The 16,118-nt window shown below is 53.3% G+C and carries 9 protein-coding genes; 3 read left to right on the top strand and 6 right to left on the bottom strand.

What is annotated here, in order from left to right:
- Positions 1-530 precede the first annotated feature (530 nt).
- Positions 531-1,478 (top strand): tetratricopeptide repeat protein, encoded by a 948-nt coding sequence (locus tag KOR42_RS18265; protein WP_146511282.1) that lies wholly within the window; start codon positions 531-533, stop codon positions 1,476-1,478.
- Between the two features lie 53 nt (positions 1,479-1,531).
- Here KOR42_RS18265 and KOR42_RS18260 read toward each other — a convergent pair whose 3' ends face one another.
- The 3 genes from KOR42_RS18260 to KOR42_RS18250 form a co-directional block, all read right to left on the bottom strand.
- On the bottom strand, positions 1,532-3,214 hold the full coding sequence (locus KOR42_RS18260; protein WP_231740997.1) for an ABC1 kinase family protein: 1,683 nt from the start codon (positions 3,212-3,214) through the stop codon (positions 1,532-1,534).
- Positions 3,215-3,446: 232 nt separating this feature from the next.
- Positions 3,447-4,811, bottom strand: coding sequence for a tetratricopeptide repeat protein (locus KOR42_RS18255; RefSeq protein WP_146511281.1), 1,365 nt, complete (start codon positions 4,809-4,811; stop codon positions 3,447-3,449).
- Between the two features lie 158 nt (positions 4,812-4,969).
- Complete coding sequence (locus tag KOR42_RS18250) at positions 4,970-6,421, bottom strand: sulfatase family protein (RefSeq protein ID WP_146511280.1); 1,452 nt, start codon at positions 6,419-6,421, stop codon at positions 4,970-4,972.
- Between the two features lie 190 nt (positions 6,422-6,611).
- Here KOR42_RS18250 and kdsB point away from each other — a divergent pair, with 190 nt between their 5' ends.
- Positions 6,612-7,400 (top strand): 3-deoxy-manno-octulosonate cytidylyltransferase, encoded by a 789-nt coding sequence (gene kdsB / locus KOR42_RS18245; RefSeq protein ID WP_146511279.1) that lies wholly within the window; start codon positions 6,612-6,614, stop codon positions 7,398-7,400.
- A 97-nt stretch (positions 7,401-7,497) separates the two neighbouring features.
- Positions 7,498-9,111: a CTP synthase gene (locus tag KOR42_RS18240; RefSeq protein WP_146511278.1), complete on the top strand. Its 1,614-nt coding sequence runs from the start codon at positions 7,498-7,500 to the stop codon at positions 9,109-9,111.
- Positions 9,112-9,126: 15 nt separating this feature from the next.
- Here the strand turns inward: KOR42_RS18240 and KOR42_RS18235 are convergent, their stop codons facing one another.
- The 3 genes from KOR42_RS18235 to KOR42_RS18225 form a co-directional block, all read right to left on the bottom strand.
- A complete protein-coding gene (locus KOR42_RS18235) occupies positions 9,127-10,086 on the bottom strand; it encodes a ThuA domain-containing protein (RefSeq protein WP_146511288.1) in 960 nt (319 codons plus the stop codon).
- Positions 10,087-10,371: 285 nt separating this feature from the next.
- Entirely contained in the window at positions 10,372-11,877 is a 1,506-nt protein-coding gene (locus KOR42_RS18230) for a tetratricopeptide repeat protein (RefSeq protein WP_146511277.1), read from the bottom strand.
- Between the two features lie 743 nt (positions 11,878-12,620).
- Positions 12,621-15,914: a YCF48-related protein gene (locus KOR42_RS18225; RefSeq protein ID WP_146511276.1), complete on the bottom strand. Its 3,294-nt coding sequence runs from the start codon at positions 15,912-15,914 to the stop codon at positions 12,621-12,623.
- Positions 15,915-16,118: the final 204 nt, after the last annotated feature.

Here is a 16,118-nt window from a genome sequence, read left to right as displayed (position 1 = left end):
CACCAAATCGAGCGAAGCCATGATCTATGTGGCTTCCATTGGTCGCATGCTCCGCCGCTTAGCTCCTTCACCCAACCAAGCTCCGTTCAAATACCGACTTACAGCATGAAGAGGATTCCGGATAGGCTCTGAGCTTTGAGCCTCTCTTGTTCTTGTTTGCGTGCTGGCTGAAATGTTCCAGAAGGTCTGCGTTTTGGGGATCGATATCGGTTTCAGAAGGGGGGCTCTCAAGTGCTCCAGGTTCTCTAAACTCCAGTAACCGTCGATCGATGCGACGGGCGAGGCCGCAATTGACTTTGCACTGGTACTGGCAAACAGGGTATAGTTTTTATTCGATCATGCATTTTCGACGCGATGGAAATCACACTCAAGTGCGAAGTGAGCACGACGATGAGTGTTGCCCGGCCGAGAAATGCTTTCGAAAGACTAGCTAGCTTCGACGATTGCGACTGCGTGTAATGCGGGATTGCTCGTAGCCGATGGAAAAGACTGCGTACCCGGTTTCGTGATATCAAGATTAGGGTGGGGTCATGTCGACGGCGGAAGATCTGTGTGCCCAAGCAAGTGCGTGCTTGTCAGAAAAGAACGTGCGGCAAGCGATCAAGTTGCTGGAAGAGGCTGTGGAAAGCGATCCGGATCTGGTCGTCGCACACGAGAATCTCGCTGGCCTTTGCTTTCTGACGAAAGATTACGAACGGGCGGTTCAACTCTATCAACGTGCGATGCGTTTAGATCCCAAGAACTCCGCGGCGATGATTAATCTCGGCGCAGTCTACAACAAGATGAAGAACTATCAGGAAGCGGTCAAGACTCTGCGAAGTGCGTTGTCGCGCGACCGACGTTCTCCGGAAGCTTATTACAATCTTGGAATTGCGCATAAAGGATTGAATCAGCTTTCGATGGCAGTTTCCGCGTACAAGGAAGCGATTCGTCTTGATCCGGAAATGGCAGAGGCTTATTCCAATCTGGGCAATGTTCTCATCGAAATGAAGAATCACAGCCAGGCGATTCTGAATTACCGGCGGGCTGTCGAGCTCAAACCGAACTTCAAGAAAGCCATCGTTGGATTGAGGAAGGCCGAAGAGCAGGCCTATGAAGCCAAGCAGAGTCACAATCCGTTTGGTCGACTTGTGAACATGGAAGACGTCGAGAGAAAGAATAAGGAAGTCGAAAAGACTCTCGTGCTGACCGCTCAGCAGCGCTACGAAGATCGGGAAATTATCCATCGCCTCGCTAAAGACGGGCAACGGATCGCTGAAGAAGTTGTCGAACAGGTCAAACAGGAACTCGAAGCTTCGATTCTCGAGTTGAGTCGGCTCATGAGTGAAGAACGTGATAGCCGAACGTGGTTATCGCATCAGAAGCAGTTTCGACTGGCTGTCGAGAATTTCCGCCAGAACATCTCGAGTCTCAAAGAGAAAGTTGAGCAGATTCGCGACCATGAGCGGCACATCGAAAGTGATTTCTGCTCGAACTGACGCCCGCTAAATTCGAGGAACGCGACCACTGGTCACGTTGATCGACGGCGAGTTCAAAGCCGTCCGCTTCGCAGAATTCCCCAGACCAGCCACAGTCCTAGGAATCCGCTGATCATAAACATCGGGACAGCGACCCACAGCGACGCTTGGCTCGTCGTTCTGATGATCAGTGCTGCGGCGACGACCAGTGAGGAAATCACCACTCCGACCACAATTCTGTTGCTGGATCGATCGAACTCGGTGATGAGCCGGTCGAGACCCTTGTGCTCGAATTGAACTTTCAAGTCATCCTGGCTCACTTTCTGAAGCGTCCGTCCGAGGTGAATGGGAAGGTCGTGGGCCACCTGAAACAGCTTCTTCATGTCAGCGAGTGTGCGCTGTGCAATCCGTTTGGGGTCGTAGCGCCTTTTGACAATTGTTTCAATTTTGGGAGCGAGAACATTAGCGAGATTGAACTTCGGACAGAGTTGTCGACCGATGCCATCAAGCGTCACGATGGAGCGAATCAGTAGAATCAGATCACCGGGACACCGCAGCCCGTGGTTAGCGAGGATTGTGATAAAGTCGTTCAGCAAACTGCCGATGTTCAGTTTTCCCAAGTCGACACCGTAATAGGCGTCGATGAAATCGCGGACATCTGCCTTGAGAAGATGTTCCTCGACTTCCTGTGTCGGCTGACCGAGTTCGAGAATGATCGACACAGCGGACTCAACATCGTTTCGAGTCACAGCGAGTAACAGGTCGATGAGTAAATCTCGCTTTTCTTCTGACAGAAATCCGATCATTCCATAGTCGAGCAGGATGATGGCTCCAGAAGGATGAACGCGAAGGTTGCCGGGATGCGGGTCTCCGTGAAAGATTCCGAATTCGAATGCCTGTTTCATGAAGATGTCAGCTCCGGTGGTCGCGACATCTGAGGGCGACAAGCCAAGGGACCGAATCGAGTCGAGATCGGTGATATTGACGCCGTCGACAAACTCCATTGTTAAAATGGAGTCGCAGGAACGGGCATCATCGACGTCCGGAATGATCAGGCGGCAGTCGTCTTGAAAGAGCTTCTTGAACTCGCGCATCGTGCGGGCTTCTCTCTGATAGTTCATTTCGCGTCGAACGGTGCGAGAGAAATGATTCACCAAGCCAACCGGGTCAAAAGCTTTCGACTCGGGGATATGGTTTTCGAGAAGCTGTGCGATTTCCAGCATGAGCGACAGGTCGCGTTCGATTTCATGCTGGACATCGGGGCGTCGTATTTTGACCGCGAACTTCCGCCCATCGAAGTCGGTGGCGCAGTGAACCTGTCCGAGCGATCCGGCTGCGAGTGGAGTTTCGTCAAACGTTGCATACAGCTCAGCTGTCGGTTTCTTAAAAGCTCGAAGAACGGCTGCCTGTGACTCTTCAGAGGAAAAGGGAGGGACCTGTTCCTGAAGCTGTTTGAGTTCGACAATCACATCGGTCGGGACAAGGTCCGGGCGTGTGCTCAGGACCTGACCGAACTTGACGAACGTCGGGCCGAGATCCTGAAAGGTGAGCCGGATCCGCGTCGCAGTTGTCAGGGCTTCGATCTCTTCGTCGGGCGACCGCATGAGTACGCGGCGGCCCCACTTGAGATACTTGAGCAGCCCGAGACGTTCTAAAACGTCGCCGAATCCGTAATTCAGCAGGACGGTCGCAATTTCGCGACCTCGATTGACGTTCCTGATAAAGCGAAGTGGATAAGGTTGCACGCGGTCGGCCATTTTGTCTTGGTAGATGTGTGTTCGATTTTGTCAGCATCCAGGACAAGACGCAAATCGCCTTTCAGCATCGGACGGAAACGCTTTTCGATCGAGAAACATCCCGAAACACTCATCGAATCACGAGTCGTTTTAGAGCATTTTCTAATTTTGTGTGCCCGATCTCGCACGAGCAAGCGCAGCTTCTTAACTTATGAAACAGCGCAAGCGAGTGCACAGGAAAGAGCAACTTGCTCTAGCTCGCTTGCAGTTTCTCCATCCTCGCATTGGCATCCTTGTAGTCATAGTCGATTACGAGCACTTCTCCGTAATGGGTGATGGCTTTTTCGTTGTCGCCGGTTTCTTCACAGACTCGTGCCAGCAAGTAGTGGGCTTCTTTGTAGGTTTCCGGTTGCGACTCTGCATTCAGACCCGGGACAGCCCGTTCGAATTGTCCCTTTGCCAGTGCCATCTTGTTGTCATACATGAAGCACTTGCCCAACATCACGAGTGCTCGTGTTTTCAGTCGCGGGTCCTGACTCGCTTTTTGGAGCAACGGAATGGCACGCGACCACTCCTGCAGCTGCATGACCAATTCCGCGAGTTCGATCTTCACGTTCATGTTTTGAGCATGACGCTGTTCTCGAGAGGAGAGAACTTCAATTCGCCGGGCTCGCCATTCTTTGGAGAGTTCGGCGACTTGTTTGCGGTGATCCGGATCGCCGGTTTCGTTCGCTCGCTCTTTGGCGAGGTCGACGTTGTGCTTCATGAGCAGCAACTCGGCATCTTCGAGTTGTTCTCGAATACCGGGGTCGCCGCCAGAGACTTCGAGCGCGGTCTTGGTGATCTCGTAGGACTCTTCGTACTTCTTAGACTGCTTCAAGTGCCGAGCGAGTTTGATGTAGTGCTCGACTTGTTCGGGCTCGCGGCGAATCTGATGGCGGAGTGCGGTTTCGGTATCACCTTCCTGACCATGGGTGGAGCGAGAGTCTTTCGCGAAGTTTTTGTGGAGGGCTGCCTCACTCGCTGTTTCTGCCCCTTCGAAGTTCGCGTCGGCAGTTGCCTGACGAGCTGCCAATGCTGAGAGCTTGCGACTGACGTTGACATCTTTGGGGTCGATTTTGGCAACGCGTTCCCAGATTTTGAATGCTTCGGAAAACTCGCCTCGATTTTCCAGTAACTCAGCGAATGCCAGGTGGATATCTTTGTCCTTCTCAGCGGCTTTGACAGCTTCCATGTAAGCGAATCGTGCGACTTCACCCATGTCGAGTGCCATGCTGCATTCCGCGACATCGACGTTCAATTGAGCATCCCACGGATTCAACAAGAGGCCCTCTTCGGCGAGTGCCATGGCCTCTTCCCACTCTTCCGCTTTCTTCAGTTTTTTGACCTTGCTACGAAGCGAAATGAGCTTCGTTTTCGCAAGCGTTCCGGCGCCTTTTTTGTTCTCGTCGTACTTCTTTTTCGTGCTGTTCCGCAACAACTGGCGATAAGTCAGGTTGTGCGGGACGAGTTTAGCACACTGGCTGAACATCTGTACGGCCATATCCCAGTTGCCTGCTTGCATTGCTTTGTTCCCATGCTGGAAGCATTTTGCAGCTTTTTTGTTCTCGTCGGCCACACGTTTCTCCTGAGAGGTAGTCGATTGGTCTTACTGAAATTGTAGGTGAGAATGGTGTGCGAAGGAAAATTTCTGTCGCAAACTTCCGCAGAAAACGGCGTCCCTGAAAGATAACAGAAGCGAATTCGATTTGGGAGAATGAATGCTTGGGACTTCACTCATTCCGATTCGCTCGAGACTCCGCCCTGTCGTTGCGTCCAGACCGGGTCGTTAAGAGCCTGCATTTCGCGGGACATTTTTCTTGACAGCTCGCGAATGGTCTCCTGAACTTCCGGGTCGTCGGAATTGTACAGATTGGTTCGTTCTTCGGGATCGTTCTTGAGGTCGTAAAGTTCGTCTCGCTCTGGGTTTCCGAAATCCCGGATCAGTTTCCAAAGGGGAGTGCGGTACATTCGCATTTTTGTCTTCGACTGATGTTTCGTCGTGTATTCCCCGTAAAAGTCGTTGTCCCACTCTATCTGATCGCCTTTGAGCAGCGGAGTCAGATCGTGACCGCGGAGCGTGAGATCGTCGCTGATGGGGATATTTGCCATCGACAGAATGGTTGGGAACCAGTCGAGATTTGAGACGGTTTCATCGATGATGGTGTCGGCTTCGATGACTCCGGGCCAGCGAATTGCGGTTGGGACACGAATGGAGTGATCGTACATGTTTGGCCGTTGCCCACGTGGAATGTTCTCAGTGGCTGGGGGAGGGGTGTTGACGATCCAGTGTCCGTTCCCTTTGTGCCAGATTCCGTTGTGACCCATGTTGTATCCGTGGTCACTGGTGTAGATGACGATGGTGTTTTCGTGAAGCTGCAGGAGTTGCAGTTCTTCGAGAAGCTTGCCGACATTTCGGTCGACGCCCGCCACACTCGCCAGGTACTCCCGGGTTCGCCGCTTGATATCTTCGACCTTCAAATCGGGGTAATCAGGATGAGGAAGTTCGGGATCGAGACCATCGAACGGAGCCCAATCTTCATCGCGGACAGGAAGCCAGCGGGCATGCGGAGCACGGTAATGAAGCGATAACGCAAATGGTCCGTCCTTCTTTTCGTACAATCGCAGCCAGCGAATGGCTTCGTCGGTGAGGATGTCGGTCGTGAGTCCATTGACCGTTTGGGTTGATCCGTCGACTTCCAATGTCGGTCGGAAGGGAGAAGTTCCTCCGCCGCGAAATCCCATGAAGTCGACGTACCCGAATTGCGTCGGATGTTGTGAGTCGAGCAGCCCGAGGTGCCACTTTCCAATCAGAGCTGTTTGATAGCCTGTCTTTCGAAGCTCTTCCGGCCATGTCGGGATTCCGGGTTCGATACCGTGATCCGGTTCCACTCTCGGATTCAACCAGTCGGTGATTCCCATTTCGCTTCCGTAGCGACCGGTCAACGTGCTGACACGTGACGGGCTGCAAACGGGTGTGACGGTGAAGCTGTTCGGAAGATAAGCCCCGGACTGAAACAGTTCGTCAAGGTGCGGCGTGTGAGCGTGCGGGTGACCGGAAAGCCCCAGTGCCCACGGAGCCTGATCATCGGTGAGAATGAACAGGATATTGGGGCGTTCCTCAGCAGCGGGCAGAGAGGTCGTCAGCAATAGAATTCCGAGCATCAACATCGGTCGGATGCGTCTCATTGTTAGTCACCTTGCTTCGAGGAACCCAGGACATTGCAGTTTGATACAATCCCTCTTTGATACAGGGATTGATCAGTAAAGTCTAATGTGATTCCGGCTTGATGTCTTGTTGTCGATTGGCGAGAGTCTGCCGTGAATGGTGTTAAAGGTTGTCAGGTCTGTTTCGGGAATCATTGACGGAACAAATGAGATGTCACAAGTGATTGGAGTGATTCCAGCGAGGATGCAGTCGTCGCGATTGCCGGGAAAAATGCTTCTGGATGAGACCGGAAAACCGCTCATTCAGTATGCCTGGGAATCGGCATGTCGGGCGGAGCGGCTCGACCGTGTGATCATCGCGGCCGATGACGATTCGATCGTGAGTGCTTGCGAGAAGTTTGGCGCGGAGTGCGTCATGACCGGTGAACATCCGAGCGGAACCGATCGAATCGCGGAAGTTGTCCGCTCGTGTTCCGAGGATATTTCACTGGTGATCAATATTCAGGGGGACGAGCCCGAGTTGGAATCCAGCTGTATTGATGCACTCGTTGAGAGAATGGACCGCGCGCCGACCGTCGAAATGGGAACTCTCGCGACTCCGATCGATTCGATCGCGACACTCAACGATACCGGATGCGTGAAAGTTGTCCGGGCAGCAGACGGTCGAGCCCTCTATTTCAGTCGATCACCGATTCCGTTTTATCGAGATGGACCGCCGTCCGATTTGATCAGTCCAACCGGTGAAGATGCCGCATTCCGCCGGAGTCCGTGGCTTCTTCATCTTGGGATTTACGCCTATCGACCGGAGTTTTTGCTTGCGTTGACGCAACTTCCTCCGTCAGAACTTGAGAAACTGGAACGCCTTGAGCAACTTCGCGCCCTGGAAGCGGGAGCCTCGATTCTTGTCGAAGTTGTTCATCACCAGTCCGTTGGAATTGATACCGCTGCAGACTATGCTGCGTTCGTCGCGAGGGAACGTTCACGTGCGGAGTCCAATTGAGACATTTCGGTATCGAGGTGTCATGTTCGCGGACAGGCTTAGGCTGAGGGGCTGCTTCCCTCAGTGGACACATAATTGTTGACAGAAAAGTAAGACAATGACGAAGCACATCTTTGTCACCGGAGGTGTGGTCAGTTCCCTCGGAAAAGGACTGACTTCCGCTTCGATCGGGTTTCTCCTGGAGCGTCGCGGCCTCCGCGTTCGCATGCAAAAACTCGATCCCTATCTGAATGTCGATCCAGGAACCATGAGCCCTTACCAGCATGGTGAGGTCTATGTTCTCGACGATGGATCCGAAACGGACCTCGATCTCGGACATTACGAGCGGTTCACGAAGAGTCCGCTTTCGGCGAAGTCCAATTTCACGACGGGGCGAATCTACAGCACCGTGATCGAAAAGGAACGTCGAGGAGAGTATCTCGGCGCGACCGTTCAGGTTGTTCCTCACGTCACAAATGAAATCAAGTCATGTATTCGCGCGCTGGCGACAGATGATGTCGACGTGGTGATCACCGAGTTGGGCGGAACTGTCGGCGATATCGAAGGGCTTCCGTTTCTGGAAGCAATTCGTCAGATCCCGCTCGATGTCGGTAAGGAAAATTGCCTGTTCATCCATTTGACTCTGGTTCCGTATCTGAAAGCGGCTCGCGAAGCGAAAACGAAACCGACACAGCACAGCGTTGGCCAACTTCGTCAGATCGGGATTCAGCCAGATGTTCTCGTTGTTCGAACCGAACGACCGATGGGACGTGAGAACGCCGAGAAAATTGCGCTGTTCTGCAATGTCGAATCGGACGCCGTCATTGAGGAGACGGACAAAGAGTTTTCGATCTATGAAGTTCCTCTCGGTTTGGCCGAGAACAAACTTGATGAACTGATTCTGCGAAAACTCGGCTTGTCGCGCGGGCATCTGGATATCGATGACTGGCGAAACCTGATGCATCGGGTTCGCAATCCGCAACACGAAGTGACGATTGCCGTCGTCGGAAAATACATCGAGCATCGAGACGCATATAAGTCGATCTACGAGTCTCTCATTCACGCGGGCTTCGCGCATTCAACGCGGGTTCTGATCAAGCGAATTGAAGCGGAGGAGTGTGAACATCAGGAACTTGAACAACTGCTGGGCAGTGTTCATGGGATTCTGATTCCCGGCGGATTTGGATACCGCGGAATCGAGGGGAAAATTCTGGCGACGCAATTTGCTCGGGAGAAAAAGATTCCCTTCTTCGGAATCTGCCTCGGGATGCAGTGTGCTGTGATTGAATACGCCCGCAATGTGCTCGGTCTCTCCGAAGCCAACAGCACAGAGTTCGCAGAAGATACTCCCGACCCAGTGATTTGCATGCTCGAAGAGCAGAAGACGATCACGGACAAGGGAGGCACGATGCGACTGGGAGCACAGCCATGTCTGCTTTCGGAAAACTCCCACTCGATCGATGCTTACGGCGTCGGTGAAATCTCAGAACGTCACCGACACCGTTTTGAATTCAACCCAGCTTATCGAGACCGATTCGTCGAAGCTGGTCTCCAGCCGACTGGAACCAGCCCCAACGGAAATCTTGTTGAAATTGTCGAAGTCCCGGACCATCCCTGGTTCGTCTCTGTCCAATTTCATCCAGAGTTCAAATCGAGTCCACTCGAAGCGCATCCCCTCTTCCGTGATTTCCTCGGAGCTGCGCTGAAGAAGCATCAAGGGAAGTTCGCTTAGAACATTCGGTGTGTACTACTTCGTGTACGGCTCCGCTGATGCGGATTCAGCAGTTGGAAAGTTATCGGGGATGTCCTGAGTGACTTTGCCTGTCGCGGCCCATTCGGTTCCGCGTTGGAGGCAGGTCTTGAATCCGACACATTCCATCGAATAGTCCGCATGTCCCATCGGCGTGTGAAAGACTTTGCCTTTGCCGTATTGAATGGTCATCAGCATCGGTTCGTGTCGGTCTGTGCCTCCGAATTTTGGGCTCGCATAAGCGGTTGCGAGAATTTGCATCTGCTGACCCGGACCGCGAAGCAACGAATACAATTCGTCTTTGGTGTGGAGCCACTCAGTTGGAAGCCCTTTTGTGATGGGGTGCGTGTTGTCGCGGATGACGATCGAGAATTCGTGCTGCGGGCCGTGTGTTCCTCCACGTCCGGGGGATTCATCGCGAACTTCTTCGCCTTGCTCATTCAGGTAAACGTACGGTCCGGACTTTTCGTCCCGACCACCCCAGCCACCGATGCCGATCATTTGATTGTATTCTGGCCAGTCTCCAAACGAATTGTCGGCTGCGTGCACGATGACCAGTCCTCCGCCGTTGCGAACGAATTCTTCGAAGGCTTCTTGAGTTTCCTTCGGCCATGGAGCGGCGTTGAATCCGAAATTCGAAACAACAACATCGTATTTTGAGAAGTCGGGTTTGAAGTCCGGATCCGCCTTCGGTTGAGGAGTCGCTTCGGTTTCGAATCCTGGGATCGAGTACTCGGGGAGATGTTGTTCCCCTTTCCAGGTGTATTTCGTCCGTGCGAGATCGACATCGAAGAGCCCGGTTTCTTCGAGGTATTTCTTCATCATGAAGGTGGTTTTCGGCCAGTCTCCGTGATTGTTCTGACCGTCGATGATCAGTGCCTTCAAGTCAGCAGCATGACTCCAGGATTGCATCACCAGAATTGTGAACGTGGCGATTAAGAGTTTGGTCATTTGCATTGTCCGCATGTCTGTTCAAATTGATTGAAGATGTGGCCGATCCGGTTTTCAAGAATGGACGCACAGAAATGGACGCACATTGAGTGACAGAATCGAGAACCAGTTCCTGACTGATCCGCAGAAAGTTTCTGTCAGGATCCTTCTTGTATAATCGAGATTTGATCAGTCTACAACTTGCGGGGACTTTCAAAAGTGGCGGGTTGACCGATTCCCAAAACGAAAGGCACCGCATGTTCGAAAACACGCGGTGCCTTGTGCAAAGATCAGTAGAAGGCTCAGCAGAGACTATTTGGTCTCCGGTCCTTCTTCTTCAGCGACTTGCTCGAAGCTCACAGGTTGAACAACCATTTCACGTGGTTTGGCTTCTTCTGCGGATGAAGGAGGTCCAGCTGTGAGACGGGTTTCGAGGCTGTCAGCTCGTTCATGATCAGCTTTGGCGAGGTCAGTTTCGCCAGCTTCTTCTCGCTGTTCAGCACGGGCTCGATAAGCTTCCACGATTTTCGTGTCGAACCGGCGGGCTGCCTCGTAGTCGGCGATTGCTTCATCGATTTTGTCGACGAGCATGTACGCATCACCACGCAGAGACTGTGCTTCAGTATTCGGTTCGAGATCGAGAATCTTTGTGCAGACTTCAATCACTTGATCGTATTCCTGCTCAAGTTCGTGGAGGCGTGCTCGACTCAAGAGCGAGGGAATGAATGTGCCATCGAGTTTGATCGCGTTGTCGAGGGCTGTCTTGGCTTCTTCTGTTCGATCGGATTGCAACAGAAGTTGAGCGCGGGTTAGCCAGAGTTCTTTACGGCGTGGGTTGTTGCGAATCATGTGATTCACTTCGGCGATCTGCCGTTCACGAGCAATTTGGTTGACGTCTTCTCTCGCGAGATCGAACTGACCTGCTGCGCGGTAAGCTTCGCTGCGGTGGAGGCGATACTGTTGGTTCTGCGGTTGCAGTTCGATTGCACGGGTGAAGTCTTTGATCGCACTGTCATAATTTTTCAGTGCGAGATGTGCCCGTCCTCGGTTTGAGATGGCATTGAGATAGCCGTCATTGATTTCGAGAACTTTCGTAAACGTTTCGACAGCTTTCGCTGGATCGGGTTCTTCCATCTGAAGGAAGACGAATCCGAGGTTGTTCAATGCGTCGACGTAATCTTCTTTCAGCTCGCTGGCTTTTCGGAAGTCGTTGAGTGCCTTGATGTACTCGTTCTGACCGATGAACACGAGTCCCCGATTGTTGTACGCTTGCGGGTACTCAGGATCGATGTCGATGGCTTTGTTGAAGTCACGTTCAGCGGCGTCGTAGTCCTGAAGCATCAGGAGGAAATAGCCTCGTGTGTTTCGGTACTTGCTGTTCTCCGGATCAACTCCGATGGCGGATGACATATCACCCACTGCCTGCTTGTAGAGCTTCGCTTCTGCCAGCAGAGCGGCACGTTTGATGTAAGCTTCCGGTCGTGTTGGCTGCGCTTTGATCGCTGTCGAAAGAATTTTGGCTGCGTTCTTCGCGTCGCGCTTTTCGATGAGCGCGTCTGCTGCCTGAATCAGTTGATCGTAAGTGACGACCTTCTTCTCTGGTGAGGAGCTTGCGGTCTTCTCAGCGGCAGGGGTGGGAGCTGGTGAAGCGGAAGGTTTGACGGAAGAATCCACAGCTTGTTGTGGAGTTTCCGAACCACCGCACCCAGCGAGAAGTGCGAGTCCGAGAAAAAGCGATGTCGTTCGCGTCATGGCTCGTTCCAATCCGTTGGTTCGAGGGCGTGCATTCGTGAGGAGATAGAGAAACCGGCGGATCATGCGACTTCCGCTCGGGTACCGTCTGCCAAGACAGTAATGGGCTTGTATCGGGAATCAACAAAACGGGTCAATGCCGGTTTCGCGTCGTCAGACGTTTGGCAAGATTTGTTTTCCATTCACAAATTGTGATTCCATTTGATGTTTTGTCGGATGGGAGCAGATTTCTGTGACAAACTGTCAATATGCACGTTGACAGAACCGAAATAAAGAGCGATGTTTCTTCGCCCCGTCACCAGGAACTTTGACTGGTTTCTGAAGGTGGAGGACTACAATTCAGAAGACAGAACTCTGTCGGGATTTTCGGTTGCATAATGCCGCGCAACTGAATCTGGCAGATTGAGAACAAACCCTCCCGCACTCGTTCGCCGGGGGACCATCCCATCGCGTGAGCCGTGATCACGAAAGGTGCATGTTGACATGACCTGATCATCGCTCTTCTCGCAGCAGTTCCTGCCTGCGCCAACAAGCGGAGGGTTTGAATCACGCCGCAGACTGAAATTCAGTTTGCGGCGTTTTTTTGTGAAGCGGCCCCGTTCCCGTACAACGTCGCTGAGCACATTCACTGCGTCACTTCTTCATCCCACAGCTTCGATCGTTGACGTTGGAGCGTTCTTCGACGTATTCGCTGTCACACTGCAAGGTCAGCGAGAGAAGGTCTTCACTCACCGCCGCGACTCGAAGGACGGGATGAGTGTCCCGTAGTCCCGCAACTGTTTTCCGGACTTTACGCAGTCGCAGAATGTTCAATTCGTGACGGGTGCGGAGATGAGATTCATCAGCCCGAATCGCGGAGCCAGCGGGATTTCTCCCCCAGCGCCGGTCCAGGTTTGAACTTGTTTGGCCGGGACGATGCGAGTGACGCCGACTGCCCATGTCTGGCCGAAGGTCAATTCCGGGGGAGCGAGTTCTTCAAGTGGAATCGCCGCTTCGACGGACCAACTCTCACTGTCCTGACTCGTCGCCACGAACCAGTTGGGATCGAATCCAAGGTCCTCCCAGCATCGTTCACGCGTCCAGCCTCGCTGATCAACTTCGAATTCGTAGAACGTGGAGTAGTCGCGGTCGGTGTCGATTTGAATCGAGATCCGGTCGAATCGTTCGAGCGAGCCATCTCGCGGACGACCAGCGGATTGAGTCTCTGCGTAGGGAATTTCCGGGTGCTTCGGAATTCTTATCGCGAAATAGAAGTATTCTTCGTCGTGCGAAAAGAACGCGATGGGGCGGAGCTGTGACGATCTCGGACGTCCTCGCGATTGCCCTTCGGTTCCGATGAAGGCTTCCGCTTCGTGCGAGGAATCGAGAGGAACTTCCATTGCTTCGGACCAGCATGCGTCCGTCAGGTCTCCATCCAGCACTGGTGGGAACGATGTCAGCTTGCAGTTCAGCATTGGTTTCGGGGAAATTGCTCCGCGTTTCAGAAGCGACGCTTCTCCCTGAGCCGCGACATACCACGGATCATCCGGATTCAGTCGTTGGAGATATCGATTGTAGATCGCATCGGCTTTTTTGTTCTTGCTCGTTTTGCGATAGAGCGCAGCGAGCGTGAATTGCAAGTCGTCGACCGAGTTCAGCTGCGGGGATGATTGAATGGCGGCTTCGGACACGGTTCCAGCGAGTTCTTGCCATCTAACTTGTCGCATCTGGTCCTGTCTTCCTCGGTCTGAGTTTCCGAGGACGGCCATCGGACTGTTGCCGATTGTTGGAACGCGTGGCTGGCTGGTCTGGGTGGACGGATTTTGAAGGAGTGTGAGATCTTCCTCGATGCTTTCGGGGGTTGTCAGCCGCTCAGAAAGTTCAGACAGGTACTGGAAGTTCGCCCGAAAGATCGAGCGATCCGTCGAAGCGGTAACGTCTTCGGCAGAGATTGACTTAAGGCGTTGCCAGCCCAGTTCCGAACTCGTCCAGAAAGGGATCAGCCACAAAATGGATTGTCTGGCACACGGTTCACTGGAGTAGTCCTGAAGCAGTTGAGCGTAGACCTGTTCGGCGAGATCCCATTCCCCGTTCCTGCGAAATTCGAGAGCCAGGTCAGCGAGTTGCCGCGCAGCTTGTTCCTTCGTGAGCGGTCGCATCATCGAGCCGAGTTGACCAATCAGCTGGCCTCCTGATGTCTCTGATTGAATCGCATGTTGGGAGACTGACGAAATGTGGCGACGATGTTGTGACTGAGCGATTAGCTCGTCCACGATCTCTTTGCGAACAGCGGGAAGTTCACGACGCGCCGCCGTTCCGATGGGAATCTGCAGATCGCCGAACAGAGAGGATCTCGAATTCCCCGAGTCCGAAGCGGACCAGATTACGTCATAAGAGACTGGGTGAGGTTGCGATGTGCGTGTTGTCTCAAGAAGTGATTTCGCATTTGCGCTGGCGATGTCGAGAGTCGTTCCGAGATTGGGAAGCACTTCGAAAGCGTCCTGTGTGAAGTGGCCCTGACTCCCGGGGGCTCGTTGCATCACAACTTTTTTGACTTGCCAGACAGGAAGCCCGGCGAGTCTGTGTTCGGGGTATCGAGAGGGATCCGCAGCTTGTTGAATGGCTGTCATGATCGCATTTTGCAACAGCTCAGTTGTGGCATCTTCCTTCGGAGCTTCGTCCAGAAGAATCATGTCCGGGCGATAAGTGCGGATGCGCGCCACGAGGCTGCCTAAAACGATCTGCGGCAATTGCTGATCGTGGATGGAGGTCCATTCCTTGATCAAGTCCGGCTGACTCGATTTGAGCCCCGGAATTTCAAGCGGCAGACTCCATTGAATCTCCGAAGTGTTTCCTCCGGATTTGAGGACCGCATGCTTGAGACGCAAGTTGCTGAAATCGTCGGCATGAGCATCGGGGCCAACGTCGGATCTCGTCAGAATGGTTGTTGCTGTACGATATCCAGACTCTCCACTCCAGCGATTCAGGAACTCGATGGGAGTCCGGCTTGTGTAGGCATGAATGGACCAGCTGGCGACTCTGCGGTCGGCGCCGCGGACGGGATACCATGTTTCCCCTCCGTCAGTGGTTCGCGAGATGCGCCCCAACACTCCAACCGCAACACCATCGGTCTCATTGACGAAGTGGACAGATGTGAGAGGAGTTGTATCGTTCGTTGCTTGCGGTGTCCATGATTTCCCGGCGTCGGGAGAGTGCCAGACGACTGAGCCCGGTGAACCAACGATCCAGATCTTTGAGTCAAGCTGCGCAACACCTTGAAAGTCTGTGAATTTCTTGAATTCCCTCGGAAGGTCGCTTTCGGGAATTTCCCACGAGACCCCTCGATTCGAACTGGAAAGAACCAGTCCGCCGTCGCCGGCCAGCCACGCATTGCCGTTCGAATCAATGTTGATGTCATTGAGTGACTGCAGGTGGCTTGATGTCGCGTTTCCGAAAGTCAGCGTTCCGTTGGCAAGAATTGATTGCTGGCCGAGTGGACCGACGACGAGTCCGTTCCGCATGTCGAAGAATGCTCCGTCGTTCCAGCGAGCATTCGATGTCGCGTTGACTGCCGTCCAGTTTTGTCCGCTATCCTCAGTTGCGAAGATTCCGGCTGGAGCGTCAATTGACCGTTCTCCGACCACAATTCCATGATCGAAGTCGAAGAAGCGAATTGTGTTCACGTAGTTGAGTTGTTGACTTGCGACGATGCTCCACGACTTCCCCCCATCTTGAGTTTTGAGAACAAGCCCGCGGGTTTGTCCGCTTACGGGGTCGATCGTGCCTCCGGCAATCCATCCGACTTGATCGGTCAGGAAGCAGACACTCTGAAAGGAGTAGTCACTGACATCGGCAACTGTGGGAATCAGGTTCCATGATTGGCCGCCGTCGGTCGATTTCCAGACGGTTCCGCGATCTCCGACTGCCCAGCCGTTTTTTTCACCGACGAACTTCACTTCGTTCAGCGAAGCATCGTCTTGCATGGGGTGGATTTGCTCTTTGGTGGGGGAGAGTGTGTACTGAGCCGGAAGTTGTGCATTCGCCACACAGACGAAGTGAATGACTACTCCGAGAAGCGTTCCGGTCAGCCGTGATGGCCAAGCGACATCCATGTCCTGCGCCATAGTTGGTCCTCAGTTCAGAAGAGTACCCAAGAGATGACTTTTGGGCTCAGAAAGAACGAGGCACCCTATTGCAGAATTCGCCGGTTGGTCAATATCGCCTTCCACCGGGTTGGTCGAGAAGGCTTATTTCTGACGCGACAGACCTCGCGTCAGAAACAAGCATCCTGGAGAAAGGCGCCCCCCTGGATTCCACTCTTGGTGGAA

This window comes from Thalassoglobus neptunius (assembly GCF_007859735.1).
In the GTDB taxonomy this organism is placed as follows: domain Bacteria; phylum Planctomycetota; class Planctomycetia; order Planctomycetales; family Planctomycetaceae; genus Thalassoglobus; species Thalassoglobus neptunius.
This window is presented reverse-complemented; position numbering and strand designations above follow the sequence as displayed.

What these genes read in the sequence shown, in the direction of transcription:
- KOR42_RS18265 (WP_146511282.1), top strand. Translation starts at nt 531, where the DNA reads ATGTCGACGGCGGAAGATCTGTGTGCCCAAGCAAGTGCGTGCTTGTCA.
- KOR42_RS18260 (WP_231740997.1), bottom strand. Translation starts at nt 3,214, where the DNA reads ATGGCCGACCGCGTGCAACCTTATCCACTTCGCTTTATCAGGAACGTC.
- KOR42_RS18250 (WP_146511280.1), bottom strand. Translation starts at nt 6,421, where the DNA reads ATGAGACGCATCCGACCGATGTTGATGCTCGGAATTCTATTGCTGACG.
- kdsB (WP_146511279.1), top strand. Translation starts at nt 6,612, where the DNA reads ATGTCACAAGTGATTGGAGTGATTCCAGCGAGGATGCAGTCGTCGCGA.
- KOR42_RS18240 (WP_146511278.1), top strand. Translation starts at nt 7,498, where the DNA reads ATGACGAAGCACATCTTTGTCACCGGAGGTGTGGTCAGTTCCCTCGGA.
- KOR42_RS18235 (WP_146511288.1), bottom strand. Translation starts at nt 10,086, where the DNA reads ATGCAAATGACCAAACTCTTAATCGCCACGTTCACAATTCTGGTGATG.
- KOR42_RS18230 (WP_146511277.1), bottom strand. Translation starts at nt 11,877, where the DNA reads ATGATCCGCCGGTTTCTCTATCTCCTCACGAATGCACGCCCTCGAACC.
- KOR42_RS18225 (WP_146511276.1), bottom strand. Translation starts at nt 15,914, where the DNA reads ATGGCGCAGGACATGGATGTCGCTTGGCCATCACGGCTGACCGGAACG.